Origin of the sequence: Desulfomicrobium baculatum DSM 4028, from assembly GCF_000023225.1 — a bacterium.
GTDB lineage: Bacteria > Desulfobacterota > Desulfovibrionia > Desulfovibrionales > Desulfomicrobiaceae > Desulfomicrobium > Desulfomicrobium baculatum.
This window is the reverse complement of sequence record NC_013173.1, coordinates 86,886-101,978: the sequence shown is the minus strand read 5'-3', so window position 1 is coordinate 101,978 and position 15,093 is coordinate 86,886. Positions and strand designations below refer to the sequence as shown.

Below are 15,093 nucleotides of genomic sequence, written 5' to 3'. Positions count from 1 at the left end.
GCCCCCGCGAAATTCAGATTTTCTTGATCACGTTCTCAAGAGACTTCTTGCTGGGCCCCTGGGTCGGCCGTACGGGGTGCCCCACGGGGATGACGGCCATGAACTCGCCCTTGGGCTCCTGCAGAAAGCTCAGGATTTCATCCTTGATCAGGTACAAAATGCCAAGCCACACCGCGCCAAGGCCCATGGAGGTCGCGGCCAGCAGCAGGTTTTCCACGGCCGCGGCCGAGCTTTGGATCTCCATGGTGCGGAAAAAATCAAAGCCCATCTCCCGGTCGACATGGAAAAGCTCCGTGCCGTGGCTGATCAGGTCGCCGGTGTTGATCACGGCGATGGTCACCGGGGCCGAGGCGATGCTGCGCGCGGCCATGCGCAACAGCGACGAGGCCGGTTTCTGGAACGTCTTGGAAGCCGAAGAAACCAGTTCGGCCAGATTGCTCCTGGCGTCCCCTTCCAGAATGACAAACTTCCAGGACTGGCGGTTATGAGCCGAAGGGGCCTGATTGGCGGCGTCGAGCATGGCCATGACCATGTCCTCGGACAGGTCGCGGGGTTCAAACTGACGGATGCTGTGCCGTGCATGGATGGTGGCCAGCGTTTCATTGTGGATATGATTCATCTTCGTCCTTTGTTTTACGGATCGCAAGGCGGATTGACTTTGGCATGACGGCGGCGCACAAGCGATGGCCGGGCACGCCGCCCTCTATGCAACATCTACTAGCTCCAACATGGCACGCAAGACAACCACTTCCAGCCCCCGGCGCAACCAGCACCGCCCTGCCGCGAAAAAGCACGCCGCATCAAAGGGCCTGCTTCGCCGTGCCCTGCGCGCGGCCGGCTGGATTCTGCCGGGAATAGTGGCCGTCATCCTGCTCCTGCGCTTCGTGCCGCCGCCCACCAGCGCCTTCATCCTCACCCGCCATGTGGAGCGGATGCTCGATTCAGCTCCCGGCCCTGCCGTTATGCATGAATGGACGCCCCTGCGACGCATCCCGAGGCACATGGCGCTGGCCGTGGTGGCGGCGGAGGATCAGAACTTCCCGAACCATTTCGGCTTCGACGTCGATGCCATCGCGCGGGCGGTGGAGCATAACAAAAAGAATCAAAGAGTCCGGGGGGCTAGCACCATCTCTCAGCAAACGGCCAAGAATCTTTTTCTGTGGTCCGGGCGCAGCTATGTGCGCAAGGCCCTGGAAGCCGGATTCACGGTGCTGATCGAGCTTCTTTGGTCCAAGGAAAGGATTTTGGAAGTCTACCTGAATATTGCCGAATTCGGTGACGGCACGTACGGTGTCGGGGCGGCCTCCAAACGATTCTTCGGCAAGACGCCCGCCAGACTGACCACGCACGAGGCGGCCCTGCTGGCCGCTGCGCTCCCGAGCCCCAGAAAATTTTCGCCATCCCGTCCGTCCGCCTATCTGCGGCAAAGAGCGCAGTGGGTGCAGACCCAAATGAGGCAACTGGGACCAAACCACATCGCGTGGCACTGAGCGCCAAAGAGATTACGCATGTCCGCCATCCGTTCCGCCAAGGAGAAAAGAGCATGAACCCAGGCATTGTCGCCGCCATCGGAGCCTATGTCAGCTGGGGCATGCTGCCCATCTACTGGAAGCTTCTGGGTCACGTGCCCACAGCCCAGCTGCTCTCCCACCGCATAACCTGGTCCTTCGTGGTCCTGGCCGTCTTTCTGATCCTGACCCGACGCGTCGCGAAATTGCGAAGCAGCCTGAGCCCTGCGGTGTGGGGCAGCTACATCCTGGCCAGCCTGCTCATCGGCGTGAACTGGTTCATCTATGTCTGGAGCGTCAACGCGGGCTATATCGTGGAGGCGAGCCTGGGATATTTCATAAATCCCCTGCTCTCGGTCTTGCTCGGCGTCTTTTTCATGCGCGAAAGGCTGCGCCCCCTGCAATGGGCGCCTCTGGGGCTGGCGGCGGCGGGCGTGATCTACCTGACCTTCGACTATGGCCGCCTGCCCTGGATCGCCTTGTCCCTGGCCACGACCTTCAGCCTCTATGGGCTGGTCAAGAAAAAGGCACCGCTCGGCGCTTTTGAAGGCCTGACCCTGGAGACGGGGCTGCTGCTTGCCCCCGCCCTGGTCTGGCTTGGCTGGAGCGAGGCAGCGGGTACGAGCGCGTTCCTGCATGCAGGTGCCGGTTCGGACCTGCTGCTGGTCGGCGCGGGCGTGGTCACCACCTTCCCCCTGGTCATGTTCGCGGCCGCCGCACACCGCATCCCCCTGTCCATGATCGGCATTCTGCAATACATCGCGCCGACCATCCAGTTCCTGATTGGCGTCTTCATGTACCACGAGCCTTTTTCCCGCACCCAGTTCACGGGATTTGGCATGGTCTGGATCGCGGTGCTGCTGTTCTGGATCGAACGCTGGAGCTTTGGGCGCAAACTGAGCCATCTCACGTAAAAAGGACGGAAAAAAGCCGGATGAACCTGCTTTTTTCCGTCCTTGTCAAACCAGTATCACGTCTTCCGCAATTCAGGATTTGGCCAGCACCCCGCGCACGGCCGTGATCACGTCATCCACATCCTCATCCGTCAGTTTGGCCGAAAGAGGAAGACTCACGGTCTGACGGCCGATATCACGCGCGTGCGGGTAGTCCTGCGGCGACCACCCGAAGCGCTCCTGGTAGTACGGATGCTCGGGTAGGGAGAGATAATGCACGCCGACTCCGATCTTGCGCCCCGTCATGGCTGTCAGGAAGGCATCGCGGCTGATCCCGGTTCGCGTCTCGTCGACCATCACGGAATACAGGTGATATGCATGCCGGGTATCCGCTTCGACGGGCGCGGGCAAAGTCAGCGGCAGATCGGCCAGGGCGTCCATGTAGCGGGCCCAGATAGCCTCCCGCCGCCGCCAGTACGCTTCGACCTTGTCGAGCTGGCGCAGACCCAGGGACGCCTGCAAATCCATCATGTTGTATTTGAACCCGGCCTCGGTCACGAGATAATGCTTGTAGCCCGAATCGCCGAAACGGTTCCAGGCGTCGCTGGACATGCCGTGCAGGGCCAGAACCTTGAGCCGGGCCGCATGCTCCGGCTTTCTGGCGAGGATGAGTCCGCCCTCGCCGGTGATGACGTTTTTGGTCACGTAGAAGCTGAAACAGCCGAAATCCCCGAAACACCCGGCCTTGCGGCCGTGGTACTCGGTCTCGATGGCGTGGGCGCAGTCCTCGATGATCGTCAGGCCATGCTCGTCGGCCAGGGCGCAGAGCGGATCCATGTCGCAGGCCCGACCTGCGAAATGCACGGGCAGGATGGCCTTGGTGCGGGAGGTGATCTTTGTCTTCACGCTCTTTGGATCAATATTCATGCTGCGCGGATCCACGTCGGCCAGAACAGGGGTGCCCCCGGCATGGATGATGGCGTTGACCGAGGCGCAAAAGGTCAGCGGCGTGGTGATGACCTCGTCGCCGGGCCCTATCCCGGCGGCCAGGATGCTCAGATGCAGGGCGGCGGTACAGGAATTGACGGCCACGGCATGCTCGGCGTCCTTGTATGCGGCAAAACGCCGCTCGAACTCGGCCACCCGCGGGCCAGTGCCGATCCAGCCGCTACGCAGGCAGGAGACGACTTCCTCTATCTCATCCTCGGTGATTCGTGGCGATCCGAAAACCAGAAATTTTTCGCGCATGGTTGTTCTCCGGCGATATGCCCCATCCCGGCGTGGACGGCGGGGCGATTAATCTTTATAGCATCCCAATCAAAGAGACGGCCAAGGGCTATCGCAACGCCCACGACATAGCAAGGAGGATCCATGCCTGACAAAGCCATCACACTCTACGCATTAAGCACCTGTATCCATTGCAAAAAAACCAAAGAGTATCTCGACGACTGCGGCGCCAAATATGACTGCGTCTTTGTCGACAAGCTCGAAGGCGACGAACGCAAGCAGATCATCGAGGCCATCAAGAAGATCAATCCCAAGCTGTCCTTCCCGACCCTGCTCGTGGACGAGGAAGCCATCGTCGGCTTCAAGCAGGATCAGATCAAAGAAGCCCTGGAGAGATGATGACTCCCGAAGAACTTTACGAAAAGCTGCGCCCCCTGCAGGAAGCCAAGGGCTATTTCTTCAACAAGGACAAGGCATTCGTGCTTGACCTCATGGAGAGCCTGCTCATCAACCGCGAGCGTTACGGCTACATGGCCTGCCCGTGCCGCCTGGCCTCGGGCAACCGAGACCTGGACAAGGACATTTTCTGCCCCTGCGTCTACCGCGATCCCGACGTGGCCGAATTCGGAGCCTGCTACTGCGGTCTCTACGTATCCAAAGAATGGAATGACGGCAGCATCCCCCAGGAAACCGTCCCCGAACGACGCGATCCTGAAAAGCTGATGGCGGGCCTTCTTTTCGAAGAATGATCGAAATCCGCCGGCGCTGTTTCCGACGCGCCGGCCCCGGAGCAAGCCATGCGAGAACAGGTCGAAAAGGCGCTTGATACCGTGCGCCCCATTCTGCAAGCTGACGGCGGCTACGTCGAACTGGTGAACATCCTGCCCAGCGGCATCGTGCAGGTGCGCATGTCCGGAGCCTGCAAAGGCTGCCCCATGGCACAGATGACGCTCAAGAGCAGCATCGAACGCGCCGTCAAGAAGATGGTCCCCGGCATCAAGGCCGTCGAAGCCGTCTAGCCGGACCACGCAGCCCGGCCTGAACGAGCGGCCGCATATTTTCATCGCAACACTCATCCCGCGCCGGCAGGCCGAGCAACCCCGGATGCGGAACCAGCCGGCGCAATGCGCCGACTTTTTGGAAGAGCAACATGACCCCAATAGTGACCCGTTTCCCCCCCAGCCCCACTGGGTATCTGCATATCGGAGGCGCCCGCACGGCGCTTTTCAACTATCTTTACGCCCGCCAGAACGGCGGCAAGTTCATCCTGCGCATCGAGGACACGGACCAGGCCCGCTCGACCCAGGAAATGACCGACGCCATCATCGACGCCATGCACTGGCTGGGCCTGGATTTCGACGAAGGTCCCTATTTCCAGAGCGAGCGCGGCGACCTCTACAACAGCTACGTGGACAAGCTCGTGGAAACGGGCAAAGCCTACTACTGCTCCTGCACGTCGGAGGAAGTGGAAGCCATGCGCGAGACCGCCCGCGCAGCGGGCCTCAAGCCCAAGTACAACGGCAAATGCCGGGAACTGGGCCTTGGACCCGGCCCGGGACGGGTGGTCCGTTTCAAGACTCCGCTCACGGGCAAGGTGGTTTTCGACGACGCCATCAAGGGCCCCATCTCCTGGGATGTGCAGGAAATGGATGATTTCGTCATCCGCCGGGCCGACGGCTCCGCCATCTACCAGATGGCCGTGGTCGTGGACGACGCGGAAATGGGCGTGACCCACGTCCTGCGCGGCGACGACCACCAGAACAACACGCCCAAACAGATCCTCATCTACGAGGCGCTGGGATTTCCCCTGCCCACGTTCGGCCACGTGCCCATGATCCTTGGGTCCGACAAGAAAAAAATGAGCAAGCGCCACGGCGCGACCTCGGTCATGATGTACAAGGACCTCGGCTACCTGCCCGAGGCCATGCTCAGCTATCTGGTGCGCCTGGGCTGGTCTCACGGCGACGACGAGCTCTTCACCATGGCCGAACTGCTGGAGAAATTCTCCCTTGGGGGCCTTGGCAAATCTGCCTCGGTCTTCGACATGGACAAGCTCAACTGGACCAACAGCCACTTCATCAAGATCGGCGATGTGCCAAGGCTGGCAAACCTGCTGGACGAAATGATCCGCCAAAACACGGACTTTGAACCGGCGCGGGACTACCTCGAGGCCATCGTGCCCCTTTTCCAGCCACGGGCCAAGACCCTCAAGGAAATGGCCGAACAGGCGACCTTCTTCCTGCACGACGCCGAGAGTCTGCCCTATGCCGAGGCGGCGGTGACCAAATTTCTCACCCCGGAAACCAGGGAGCATCTTAACGTCCTGGCCGAGCGCATGGAAGCCCTGCCGGCTTTTGACCACCAGAGCCTCGAAGAGATGGTCACCGCCTATCTGGAAGAAACCGGCCTCAAGTTCAAGGCTCTGGCCCAGCCCATCCGCGTGGCCATCACCGGCACGACCATGAGCCCCGGCCTCTTTGAAACCATGGAAGTTCTCGGACGCGACCGCACCCTGGCGCGCTTCCGCAAGGCCCTGACCCTTTAGCGCACAGCCCGGGCAACCGGGCTTTTTCATGTATATCTATCAGCAAGAACACACCTACACCGCCCAAGTGGCGGACGGCATCGAGGACCTGGCCCGGACCGAACTGCAGGAACTCGGGGCCACCGACTGCGCGTGCGGCTTTCGCTATGTGCATTTCAAGGCCACTGCCCGGGTTTTGTACCGCATCGTCTACCGCGCGCGGCTGATCTCACGCGTCCTGGCCCCGCTGGCCCGCTTCGCCTGCCCGACGGACCAGGCCTTGTACGACGCAGCCGCGGAGCTGCGCTGGTCGGATTTCCTGAGTCCGGACCAGACCTTCGCTATCTTCGCCAATGTCTCCAAGAGCGCCATCGGTCATTCGCAATACGCGGGCCTGAAGCTCAAAGACGCCGTGGCGGACTGGTTCCGGGATCACACCGGCATCCGGCCCAGCGTCGATCCCCGCGACCCCGACCTGTGGCTGCACCTGCACATCCATGAAAACGTAGGCACGATCAGCCTTGATGTCTCCGGCGGGTCCATGCACCGGCGCGGCTACCGCGTGCAGAGCGTGGAAGCGCCCATGAACGAAACCGTGGCGGCGGCGATAATCCGCATGAGCGAATGGGACGGCAAATCGCCGCTCATTGATCCGCTTTGCGGCTCGGGCACCATCCTGTGCGAAGCATTCATGCATGCCACCAACCTCCCGGCCGGGCTGCTGCGCCGCAAATTCGGCTTCAACCGGTTGCCGGATTTCAACCCCCGGCTATGGGATCTGGAACTCGCCGCCGAGACCACGGTGGAACTTGAGGCCGATCTGCGCGGGAGCGACATCGACGCCGTCGCAGTGGAAGCGACGCGGGTCAATATGTCCAGGCTGCCTGGCGGGGACGAAGTGATCGTCGGCCGCAGGGATTTTTTCGAGCGCAGCGACATGACAAGCACGACCATCATCTGCAATCCGCCTTACGGTATCCGCCTGGGCAAAAGCGAAGACATGTCGCTCTGGTTCAAGAAATTCGGAGACCACCTGAAACAGCGTTGCGCCGGTTCCACGGCCTACATCTATTTTGGAGACAGGGCGTGGCTCAAATGCATCGGCCTGAAGCCGCAGTGGAAAAAACCCCTCAAAAACGGGGGCCTTGACGGCCGTCTGGCCAAGTTTGTCCTGTACTGACCGCACCTAAAAGTGAGCACACATTTTCGCGGGCTCCTGTTGACAGATCACCTTCATTGATTCACTTTGAACTACCTTCCAATTTCCACGCCCTGCCCGCTTTTGGGGCAGGAATCGCGCCCGAATTGGCATCACGTTCTATACATTAATAGGAGGCTTGTATGATCTTCGTGCTCCCGGATCTTCCCTACTCCAAGGACGCTTTGAGTCCGTGCATCAGCGCCAAGACCTTGGACTTTCATCATGGCAAACACCATCAGCTCTACATCGACAATACCAACAAGCTGATCGCGGGCACGGATCTCGAAGGACAGACGCTGCGGGAAATTGTCATGGCCACGGCGAACGACCCGGCCAAGGCGGGCATTTTCAATAACGCGGCCCAAGTCTGGAACCACTCTTTCTACTGGCGTTGCATGAAGGCCGGCGGTGGCGGAGCACCCACCGGAGCCGTAGCCGAAGGCATCAACAAGGCATTTGGCAACTACGAAAATTTCGCCAAGGCCTTCAAGGAAGCCGGCATGACCCAGTTTGGCAGCGGGTGGGCATGGCTGGTGGAAAAAAACGGAAAGCTCGAGATCATGAAGACCGGCAACGCCGACACGCCCATGGCGCACGGGGCCAAGGCCCTGCTCACCGCAGATGTCTGGGAGCATGCCTACTACCTCGATTACCAGAATCGGAGGGCCGATTACCTGCAGGATTTCTTAGGCAAGCTGATCAACTGGGAGTTCGTCAACCAGCAACTCGCCAAGTAGAGCGGCAGGCAACAAAAAAGGCGACTTCGAGTCGCCTTTTTTGTTGGGAAAAGAGGGAAGCCTAGTTGACTGCGGGCTTGGTCACAGCGCCAGAGCGGATGCACTGGGTGCAGACCTTCATCCGCTTCACTTCGCCGGACTTCAGCTGAGCGCGAACGGACTGAAGATTGGGCATGAAGCGCCGCTTGGTCTTATTGTTGGCATGGCTGACATTGTTGCCGACCTGGGGGCCCTTCCCGCAAATATCGCAAACTTTTGACATAACGTCCTCCTAAAATAGTGCTTTGATATCTTAAGCTGTCATGGCCTGGCAGCTCCGAGACGTTCCGGCCGGCCATGATCATGATTTGCCGCCAGAGGAATTTGGACCCATATATCCGGACGCCGGGGATGGCAAGTAAAAATCCTTGACAGGAAAAAGAATCCCCATATACACGTCCCGTTTCGAGGTGCACACATGGTTGAACATTGGATTGGACTGACGAATCTCCCGGCGCATGGTCGGGAATTTTCATTTGACGACCAGGATATCTGGCGGGAATTCTGGAAAGAATTCCAGTACGATATGGATATCGTCACGCCCTTCGCGGCCAAGCTGAACATCGTCCCCCAGCAGGACGGATACCTGATTCAGGGCCATCTTGGCGGCACCGTCAAAACCGTGTGTCACCGATGTCTGGAAGAGGCCGAAGTGGTTATCGATCACGACTTCGATGCCTATGAAGCCCATGAAGACGTGGACCTGCTCGAAGACGAACCGAGCCACCTGCGCAACGTCGACACCGGCTGGGAGTTGGACGTGGCGGGTCTTTTGTGGGAAGAATTCCTGCTGGCCCTGCCCGAAAAAATACTTTGCGCCGATACGTGTTTGGGGCTATGCCCGCAGTGCGGAAAAAACAGGAACCTGGAATCATGCGCCTGCGACAATCCCGGCAGCCAATCTCCTTTGGCCAGGGCGTTGCAAGGGCTTAAAATCAAAACCAATTAGATCGCTTTCAAGATAGAGGTGCCATCATGCCATTGCCTAAGAAGAAAACATCCAAGTCCAGAAGAAACATGCGTCGCTCCCATGACCATGTCGCCATCCCCAACGTCGTGTACTGCGAATGCGGTGAAGCCAGCCTGTCCCATTGCATCTGCCCCGGTTGCGGCAAATACAAGGGACGCCAGTACACCAAGGCTGCAGATGCCTAAAGACATCTGTCTCGCCGTGGACGCCATGGGGGGAGACTTCGGCCCGGAAATTAATATTCCGGGCTCCCTCGCGGCTGCCCGTGAGACAGGAGTCCGGCTCATCCTTGTGGGCGACGAACCGTCCATCCGCAAGGAGCTGGAGCGGCACGCCCACGCGGACGTGCGCTTTGAAATCGTTCACACCACCCAGGTGGCCGGCATGGCGGAAAAGCCTTCGGACGTGCTTCGGCGCAAGAAGGACAGCTCCATGCAGGTGGCCTTTCGTCTTGTGCGCGAAGGCCGGGCGCACGGCGTGGTCACGGCCGGCAACTCCGGAGCGGCCCTGGCCTGCGGTATGTTCATCCTCGGCCGCATCGGCGGGGTGGACAGACCGGCGCTGGCCTCCATCATGCCGACGCTCAAAAAGCCCATCGTGCTCATCGACGTTGGCGCCAACGCGGACTGCAAGCCGTACAATCTGGTCCAGTTCGGCCTCATGGCCGAAGTGCTGGCCCGTTGCGTGCTGGGCATCGCCAACCCGAAAGTCGGCATTTTGAGCATTGGAGAAGAAGAAGGCAAGGGCAACAGCCTGACCAAGGATGCCTTTACCCTGCTCAAAGGCTCCTCTCTCAATTTTATCGGTAACGTCGAAGGTCGGGACGTCTTCACCGGCGAAACCGACGTCATCGTCTGCGACGGTTTCGTGGGCAACGTGGCCCTCAAGCTGAGCGAAGGGCTGGGTTCGGCCCTGGCGTCCATGCTCAAGACGGAGCTCAAGAAGTCCATCTGGTCACGCCTGGGCACGCTCATCGCCCTGCCCGCCTTCAAGCGTTTCGCCAAGAAAATCGACTACGCCGAATACGGCGGCGCCCCCATTCTTGGCTTGAACGGCATCGCCATTGTCTGCCATGGCAAATCCAATGCGCGGGCCATCACCACCGCACTGCAGCAAGCCGCTATTTTCGTCGAAAAGAAGGCCAACGACTACCTCGTGGAAGGCTTGCACGCCAACACGGAACTGAGCCTCTTCTCCCGCACCGGCAAGGCCTCCGCCCTCAGGCAGGAAGCCGCGGGCCTTTAGCTTGCAACGTGACGCATCGCCCCTCAAGGGAATGTAGGAATCCTCTCATGTCTTCACCGTGCTTCATTTCGGGACTGGGTATGCACCTGCCCCGGACACTTGTAACGAATTCGGACCTCGAACATATCGTCGACACGTCCGACGAATGGATCCGCACGCGGACCGGCATCGCAACCAGACATTTCGCCAAGGCAGACGAACCCTGCTCCGTGCTGGCCTACCATGCCGCGTGCAAGGCCCTGGAGAATGCGGGAATGACCGCCCAGGACCTCACACATATTTTTGTCGGCACTTTTTCCGGAGACTACAACCTCCCGACCACGTCCTGCCTGCTGCAGGACATGCTGGGTCTCAAAGGCCTGCCGGCCTTTGATCTGGCCGCGGCCTGTTCCGGCTTTCTGTATTGCCTGGAGACGGCCAGGGCCTACGCCTGCATGTACCCGGACGCCAGGATCCTGATCGTCGGCAGCGAAGTGACCACCTCCCGCCTCAACTTCGAGGACCGCACGACCTGCGTGCTCTTCGGAGACGGGGCGGGCGCGGCCATCGTCACCGGGCAGGGGAATCCGGGCCGGATCAAGGTCGTTGACGCCATGCTCAAGGCCGACGGCTCCGTGGGCGGTCTTTTGACCATCCATGGCGGCGGTTCGGCCTGCAAGCCGGTGCTTGGGCAGTCCATCGGACCGGAATATTTTGTCGAGATGAACGGGCGCGACGTCTTCAAACACGCCGTGCGCTGCATGGTCGAAATTTCCGGAACTCTGCTGGAACGGAACGGACTGACCACCGACGACATCGACCTCATCATTCCTCATCAGGCCAATATCCGCATCATCGAAGCCATAGGCAAAAAATTGAATGTGGACTCGGATAAAATTTACGTCAATGTGGACCGGATCGGCAACACTTCGGCAGCCTCCATACCCATCGCCCTGACCGAAGCCGAGGCCAGCGGCCGTATCCAGCCCGGAATGAAAGTTCTGCTCACGGCCTTTGGCGGCGGATTTACCTGGGCATCGGCCTTGTTGCAATTTTAGTGGTCATTGAGTAACCACTCAATTCGCACTTTTCAAGCAAACCACGAGGTCAATCATGAGCGAACTGGTCAGGACCGCCCTGGTCACAGGCGGCACACGAGGGATCGGCAAGGCGATCGTAAAAAAACTTGCAGGCTTGGGGTACCAGGTTTATTTCACCTACGTCAGCAGGCCGGAACTGGCTGAAGCCGTATGCGCTGAAGTTATGGCCGATGGTGGCGCAGCCCGGGGTTTTTTGCTTGACGCCAGCGACTGGGACGCCGTCGCCGATTTTTTTGCCACCGAGATCAAGGACAAGGTCAGCCTTGAACTCCTGGTCAACAATGCCGGCATCACCAAGGACGGATTGATCATGCGCATGAAGCGCGAGCAGTGGGAGCAGGTGATCCAGATCAATCTGACCGGGGCCTTCGTCTGTCTGCAGCAGGCCGCCAAGATCATGCTCAAGCAGCGAAAAGGGCGTATCGTCAATATTTCCTCCGTCGTGGGGCAGATGGGCAATGCAGGGCAAGCCAATTACTGCGCATCCAAGGCCGGCCTCATCGGGCTGACCAAGGCCGCGGCTCTTGAGCTCGGATCACGCGGCATCACCGTCAACGCCATCGCGCCGGGGTTCATCGAGACCGACATGACTGAAACTCTCCCCCAGGACGTGCGGGACAAATATCTTGAACGCATTCCTCTGGGACGCCTCGGTTCGGCGCAGGCAATCGCCGATGCCGTGGCCTATCTTGCATCCGACCAGGCTGAATACATCACCGGTCAGGTGCTCGGAATCAACGGCGGCATGTATCTGTAGCCTGATTCCACATTACGTACGAATACACACTTTGGAGGATGAAAATGTCTATTGAAGAAAAAGTCAAAGAACTGGTTGTCGAGCAGCTGGGCGTATCCGCGGAAGAAGTAAAGCTTGAGTCCTCCTTTGTGGAGTCCTTGGGCGCCGATTCCCTGGATCTGACCGAACTGATCATGGCCATGGAAGAAGAATTCGACATCGAGATCGATGACGAAGACGCACAGAAGATCGCCACAGTCCAGGACGCCATCAATTATATCAAGTCCAAGTCCTAGGACCCGTATCGTCGCCATGACACGGTACCCCGGTCCGTCTGGGGTACCTTTTTTTTCATGCACAGCCGGATGGAATGTTCCGTCAGGCACGTCCTAAATTTTCGAGAAGATCATGATTGGAAAACGCGTTGTCATTACAGGCCTTGCGGCCATGACCCCCATTGGCAATTCCCTGCAGGAAAGCTGGACCAACCTTGTCGGAGGAGTTTGCGGCATTGGCCCCATCACTCTTTTCGACTGCTGCGAATTCGATGCGAAGATCGCAGGGGAACTGAAAAATTTCGATCCGACGGATTATGTCGGGGTCAAGGACGCCAAGCGCATGGACCGCTTTGTCCAGATCGCCGTGGCCACCGGCAAGCAGCTCATGGAAGACTGCGGCCTGGTCATGGACGAGGCCACCGCCCCCGAAGTCGGCGTGCTCCTGGGCTGCGGCCTGGGCGGATTGTCCACCATCGAGGATTTTCACAGCAAGCTGCTCAAATCCGGGCCGGGACGGGTTTCACCCTTCTACATCCCCATGCTCATCGCCAACATGGCTTCGGGGCAGATTTCGATCCACACCGGCGCCAAGGGCCCGAACCTGGTCACCACCTCGGCCTGCGCCTCGGCCACCCACGCCATCGGCTACGCGTATTCCGACATCAAGCTCGGCCGGGTCAAGGCCTGCATCACCGGCGGCGTGGAGTCGACCATCACGCCCATGGGCGTGTCCGGTTTCACGGCCATGAAGGCCCTGTCCACCCGCAATGACGAACCGCTCAAGGCCAGTCGCCCCTTCGACGCCGACCGCACCGGCTTCGTCATCGGCGAGGGCGCGGGCCTGCTCATGCTCGAAGAGCTTGAACACGCGCTGGCGCGTGGAGCCAAAATCTACGCCGAGGTCGTCGGCTACGGCGCTTCCGGGGACGCATATCACATCGCCGCCCCCGAAGAGTCGGGCACGGGCATGGCCCAGGCCATGACGTGCGCCCTGCGCGACGCCGAACTGGCTCCCGAACAGGTCACCTTCGTCAACGCGCACGGCACATCGACCAAGCTCAACGACAAGACCGAAACCAAAGCCATCAAGGCCGTTTTCGGAGATCACGCATATAAGATGCCCATCACCGCCAACAAGAGCATGATCGGGCACCTGCTCGGCGCCGCCGGCGGCGCCGAGGCGGTCTTCACAGCCTTGAGTCTGCAGAACGGCATCGTTCCGGGCACCATCAACCAGGACACCCCGGACCCGGACTGCGACCTTGACTACACGCCGGGCGCCAGCAGGAAAATGGAACTGGAATACGGCATCAGCAACTCGTTCGGATTCGGCGGCACCAACGCCTCCATCATCCTGCGCAGTTTCAAATAACGATCCGCCGCCAGCGCGCGGCTCAACAGAGTGGAGGCACCATGGACGAACTCACCCGCCAGGATCCGCAGATCGCCAAAGCGATCCAGCTGGAGACCAACCGCCAGATCACCAAACTCGAACTCATCGCCTCGGAGAACTTCACCTCCCTTGCGGTCCGCGCCGCCATGGGCAGCGTCATGACCCACAAATACGCCGAAGGCTATCCGGGCAAACGCTATTACGGCGGCTGCGAGTTCGTGGACATGGCCGAAAACCTGGCCATGGAGCGGGCCCGCCAGCTCTTTAACGCCGAATACGCCAACGTTCAGCCCCACTCCGGTTCCCAGGCCAACATGGGCGCGTATTTCGCGGCCATCCAGCCCGGCGACACCATCCTCGGCATGAATCTGTCCCATGGCGGTCACCTGACCCATGGCAGCCCGGTCAATTTTTCAGGACGCCTGTTCAAGACCGCCTTTTACGGGGTCGAGAAGGAAACCGGCCAGATCAACTATGACGAAGTCGAAGCCCTGGCCCTGGAACACAAGCCCCAGATGATCATCGCCGGGGCCAGCGCCTACCCGCGCACCCTCGATTTCGCCCGTTTCCGGGCCATCGCCGACAAGGTGGGGGCCAAACTGCTGGTGGACATGGCGCACATCGCGGGCCTGGTGGCCACGGGCCTGCACCCCTCGCCCATCGAGCACGCCCACTTCACCACCACGACCACGCACAAGACCCTGCGCGGTCCTCGCGGCGGCATGATCCTGAGCACCGAGGAATTCGGCAAGACCCTCAACTCCCAGATCTTCCCCGGCATCCAGGGCGGACCGCTCATGCACGTCATCGCGGCCAAAGCCGTGGCCTTTGCCGAGGCGCTGCGCCCGGAATTCAAGGATTATCAGCAGCAGGTCGTCGCCAACGCCCAGACTCTGGCGGCCGAACTGACGGCAGCCGGGTACCATCTGGTCTCCGGCGGCACGGACAACCATCTCATGCTGGTGGACCTGACTGCCCAGGACATCACCGGCAAGGACGCCGAGATCGGCCTCGACAAGGGCGGCATCACCGTCAACAAGAACACCGTGCCCTTCGAGACCCGCTCCCCCTTCGTCACCTCCGGGGTGCGCCTGGGCACGCCGGCCTTGACCACGCGCGGCATGAAGAGCGACGACATGCGCAAGGTTGCCAAATGGATTGTCGCCATCCTGGAAAACCTGGACAATGAGTCCAGACTGACCGAGATTCGGCTGGAAGTGGAGAAATTCGCGGGCCAGTTCCCGCTTTTCGCCTGGTAGACCA

General features: G+C 60.1%; 19 protein-coding genes. 16 read left to right on the top strand and 3 right to left on the bottom strand.

The window, feature by feature from the left end:
• Window positions 1-13: 13 nt before the first annotated feature.
• Complete coding sequence (locus DBAC_RS00410) at window positions 14-619, bottom strand: nitroreductase family protein (protein WP_012805297.1); 606 nt, start codon at window positions 617-619, stop codon at window positions 14-16.
• Window positions 620-728: 109 nt separating this feature from the next.
• Between DBAC_RS00410 and mtgA the strand changes: the two genes are divergently transcribed.
• Both mtgA and rarD read left to right on the top strand, forming a co-directional pair.
• The gene (gene mtgA, locus DBAC_RS00405) at window positions 729-1,490 is read left to right on the top strand and encodes a monofunctional biosynthetic peptidoglycan transglycosylase (RefSeq protein ID WP_143890732.1); all 762 of its coding nucleotides are present in this window, start codon (window positions 729-731) and stop codon (window positions 1,488-1,490) included.
• Window positions 1,491-1,543: 53 nt separating this feature from the next.
• A complete protein-coding gene (gene rarD / locus DBAC_RS00400; protein ID WP_012805295.1) occupies window positions 1,544-2,422 on the top strand; it encodes an EamA family transporter RarD in 879 nt (292 codons plus the stop codon).
• A 72-nt stretch (window positions 2,423-2,494) separates the two neighbouring features.
• Here rarD and DBAC_RS00395 read toward each other — a convergent pair whose 3' ends face one another.
• On the bottom strand, window positions 2,495-3,649 hold the full coding sequence (locus DBAC_RS00395) for a DegT/DnrJ/EryC1/StrS family aminotransferase (RefSeq protein WP_012805294.1): 1,155 nt from the start codon (window positions 3,647-3,649) through the stop codon (window positions 2,495-2,497).
• Window positions 3,650-3,772: 123 nt separating this feature from the next.
• Here DBAC_RS00395 and DBAC_RS00390 point away from each other — a divergent pair, with 123 nt between their 5' ends.
• From DBAC_RS00390 to DBAC_RS00365, 6 genes are all read left to right on the top strand, one after another.
• A complete protein-coding gene (locus DBAC_RS00390) occupies window positions 3,773-4,027 on the top strand; it encodes a glutaredoxin family protein (RefSeq protein ID WP_012805293.1) in 255 nt (84 codons plus the stop codon).
• A complete protein-coding gene (locus tag DBAC_RS00385; protein ID WP_012805292.1) occupies window positions 4,027-4,377 on the top strand; it encodes a ferredoxin-thioredoxin reductase catalytic domain-containing protein in 351 nt (116 codons plus the stop codon). The genes DBAC_RS00390 and DBAC_RS00385 overlap by 1 nt, the downstream gene beginning before the upstream one ends.
• 48 nt (window positions 4,378-4,425) lie before the next feature.
• The gene (locus DBAC_RS00380; protein WP_012805291.1) at window positions 4,426-4,647 is read left to right on the top strand and encodes a NifU family protein; all 222 of its coding nucleotides are present in this window, start codon (window positions 4,426-4,428) and stop codon (window positions 4,645-4,647) included.
• 131 nt (window positions 4,648-4,778) lie between these two features.
• On the top strand, window positions 4,779-6,173 hold the full coding sequence (gltX, locus tag DBAC_RS00375) for a glutamate--tRNA ligase (RefSeq protein ID WP_012805290.1): 1,395 nt from the start codon (window positions 4,779-4,781) through the stop codon (window positions 6,171-6,173).
• 28 nt (window positions 6,174-6,201) lie between these two features.
• Window positions 6,202-7,332 (top strand): THUMP domain-containing class I SAM-dependent RNA methyltransferase, encoded by a 1,131-nt coding sequence (locus DBAC_RS00370; protein WP_012805289.1) that lies wholly within the window; start codon window positions 6,202-6,204, stop codon window positions 7,330-7,332.
• Window positions 7,333-7,493: 161 nt separating this feature from the next.
• On the top strand, window positions 7,494-8,090 hold the full coding sequence (locus DBAC_RS00365) for a superoxide dismutase (protein WP_012805288.1): 597 nt from the start codon (window positions 7,494-7,496) through the stop codon (window positions 8,088-8,090).
• A 61-nt stretch (window positions 8,091-8,151) separates the two neighbouring features.
• Here the strand turns inward: DBAC_RS00365 and rpmB are convergent, their stop codons facing one another.
• On the bottom strand, window positions 8,152-8,352 hold the full coding sequence (rpmB, locus tag DBAC_RS00360; RefSeq protein WP_012805287.1) for a 50S ribosomal protein L28: 201 nt from the start codon (window positions 8,350-8,352) through the stop codon (window positions 8,152-8,154).
• A gap of 195 nt (window positions 8,353-8,547) precedes the next feature.
• Between rpmB and DBAC_RS00355 the strand changes: the two genes are divergently transcribed.
• The 8 genes from DBAC_RS00355 to glyA all read left to right on the top strand — a co-directional run bounded on the left by DBAC_RS00355 (window position 8,548) and on the right by glyA (window position 15,089).
• Window positions 8,548-9,078, top strand: a complete 531-nt coding sequence (locus tag DBAC_RS00355; protein ID WP_012805286.1) for a YceD family protein — start codon at window positions 8,548-8,550, stop codon at window positions 9,076-9,078.
• Between the two features lie 26 nt (window positions 9,079-9,104).
• Window positions 9,105-9,284, top strand: a complete 180-nt coding sequence (gene rpmF / locus DBAC_RS00350; RefSeq protein ID WP_012805285.1) for a 50S ribosomal protein L32 — start codon at window positions 9,105-9,107, stop codon at window positions 9,282-9,284.
• Window positions 9,277-10,344: a phosphate acyltransferase PlsX gene (gene plsX, locus DBAC_RS00345; protein WP_012805284.1), complete on the top strand. Its 1,068-nt coding sequence runs from the start codon at window positions 9,277-9,279 to the stop codon at window positions 10,342-10,344. The genes rpmF and plsX overlap by 8 nt, the downstream gene beginning before the upstream one ends.
• 47 nt (window positions 10,345-10,391) lie before the next feature.
• Complete coding sequence (locus DBAC_RS00340) at window positions 10,392-11,381, top strand: beta-ketoacyl-ACP synthase III (protein ID WP_012805283.1); 990 nt, start codon at window positions 10,392-10,394, stop codon at window positions 11,379-11,381.
• 55 nt (window positions 11,382-11,436) lie between these two features.
• Window positions 11,437-12,180, top strand: a complete 744-nt coding sequence (gene fabG, locus DBAC_RS00335) for a 3-oxoacyl-[acyl-carrier-protein] reductase (protein WP_012805282.1) — start codon at window positions 11,437-11,439, stop codon at window positions 12,178-12,180.
• 44 nt (window positions 12,181-12,224) lie between these two features.
• Window positions 12,225-12,455, top strand: a complete 231-nt coding sequence (gene acpP, locus DBAC_RS00330; RefSeq protein WP_012805281.1) for an acyl carrier protein — start codon at window positions 12,225-12,227, stop codon at window positions 12,453-12,455.
• Window positions 12,456-12,567: 112 nt separating this feature from the next.
• Window positions 12,568-13,809, top strand: coding sequence for a beta-ketoacyl-ACP synthase II (fabF, locus tag DBAC_RS00325; RefSeq protein WP_012805280.1), 1,242 nt, complete (start codon window positions 12,568-12,570; stop codon window positions 13,807-13,809).
• Between the two features lie 41 nt (window positions 13,810-13,850).
• The gene (gene glyA / locus DBAC_RS00320) at window positions 13,851-15,089 is read left to right on the top strand and encodes a serine hydroxymethyltransferase (RefSeq protein WP_012805279.1); all 1,239 of its coding nucleotides are present in this window, start codon (window positions 13,851-13,853) and stop codon (window positions 15,087-15,089) included.
• The last annotated feature ends 4 nt before the right edge of the window (window positions 15,090-15,093 follow it).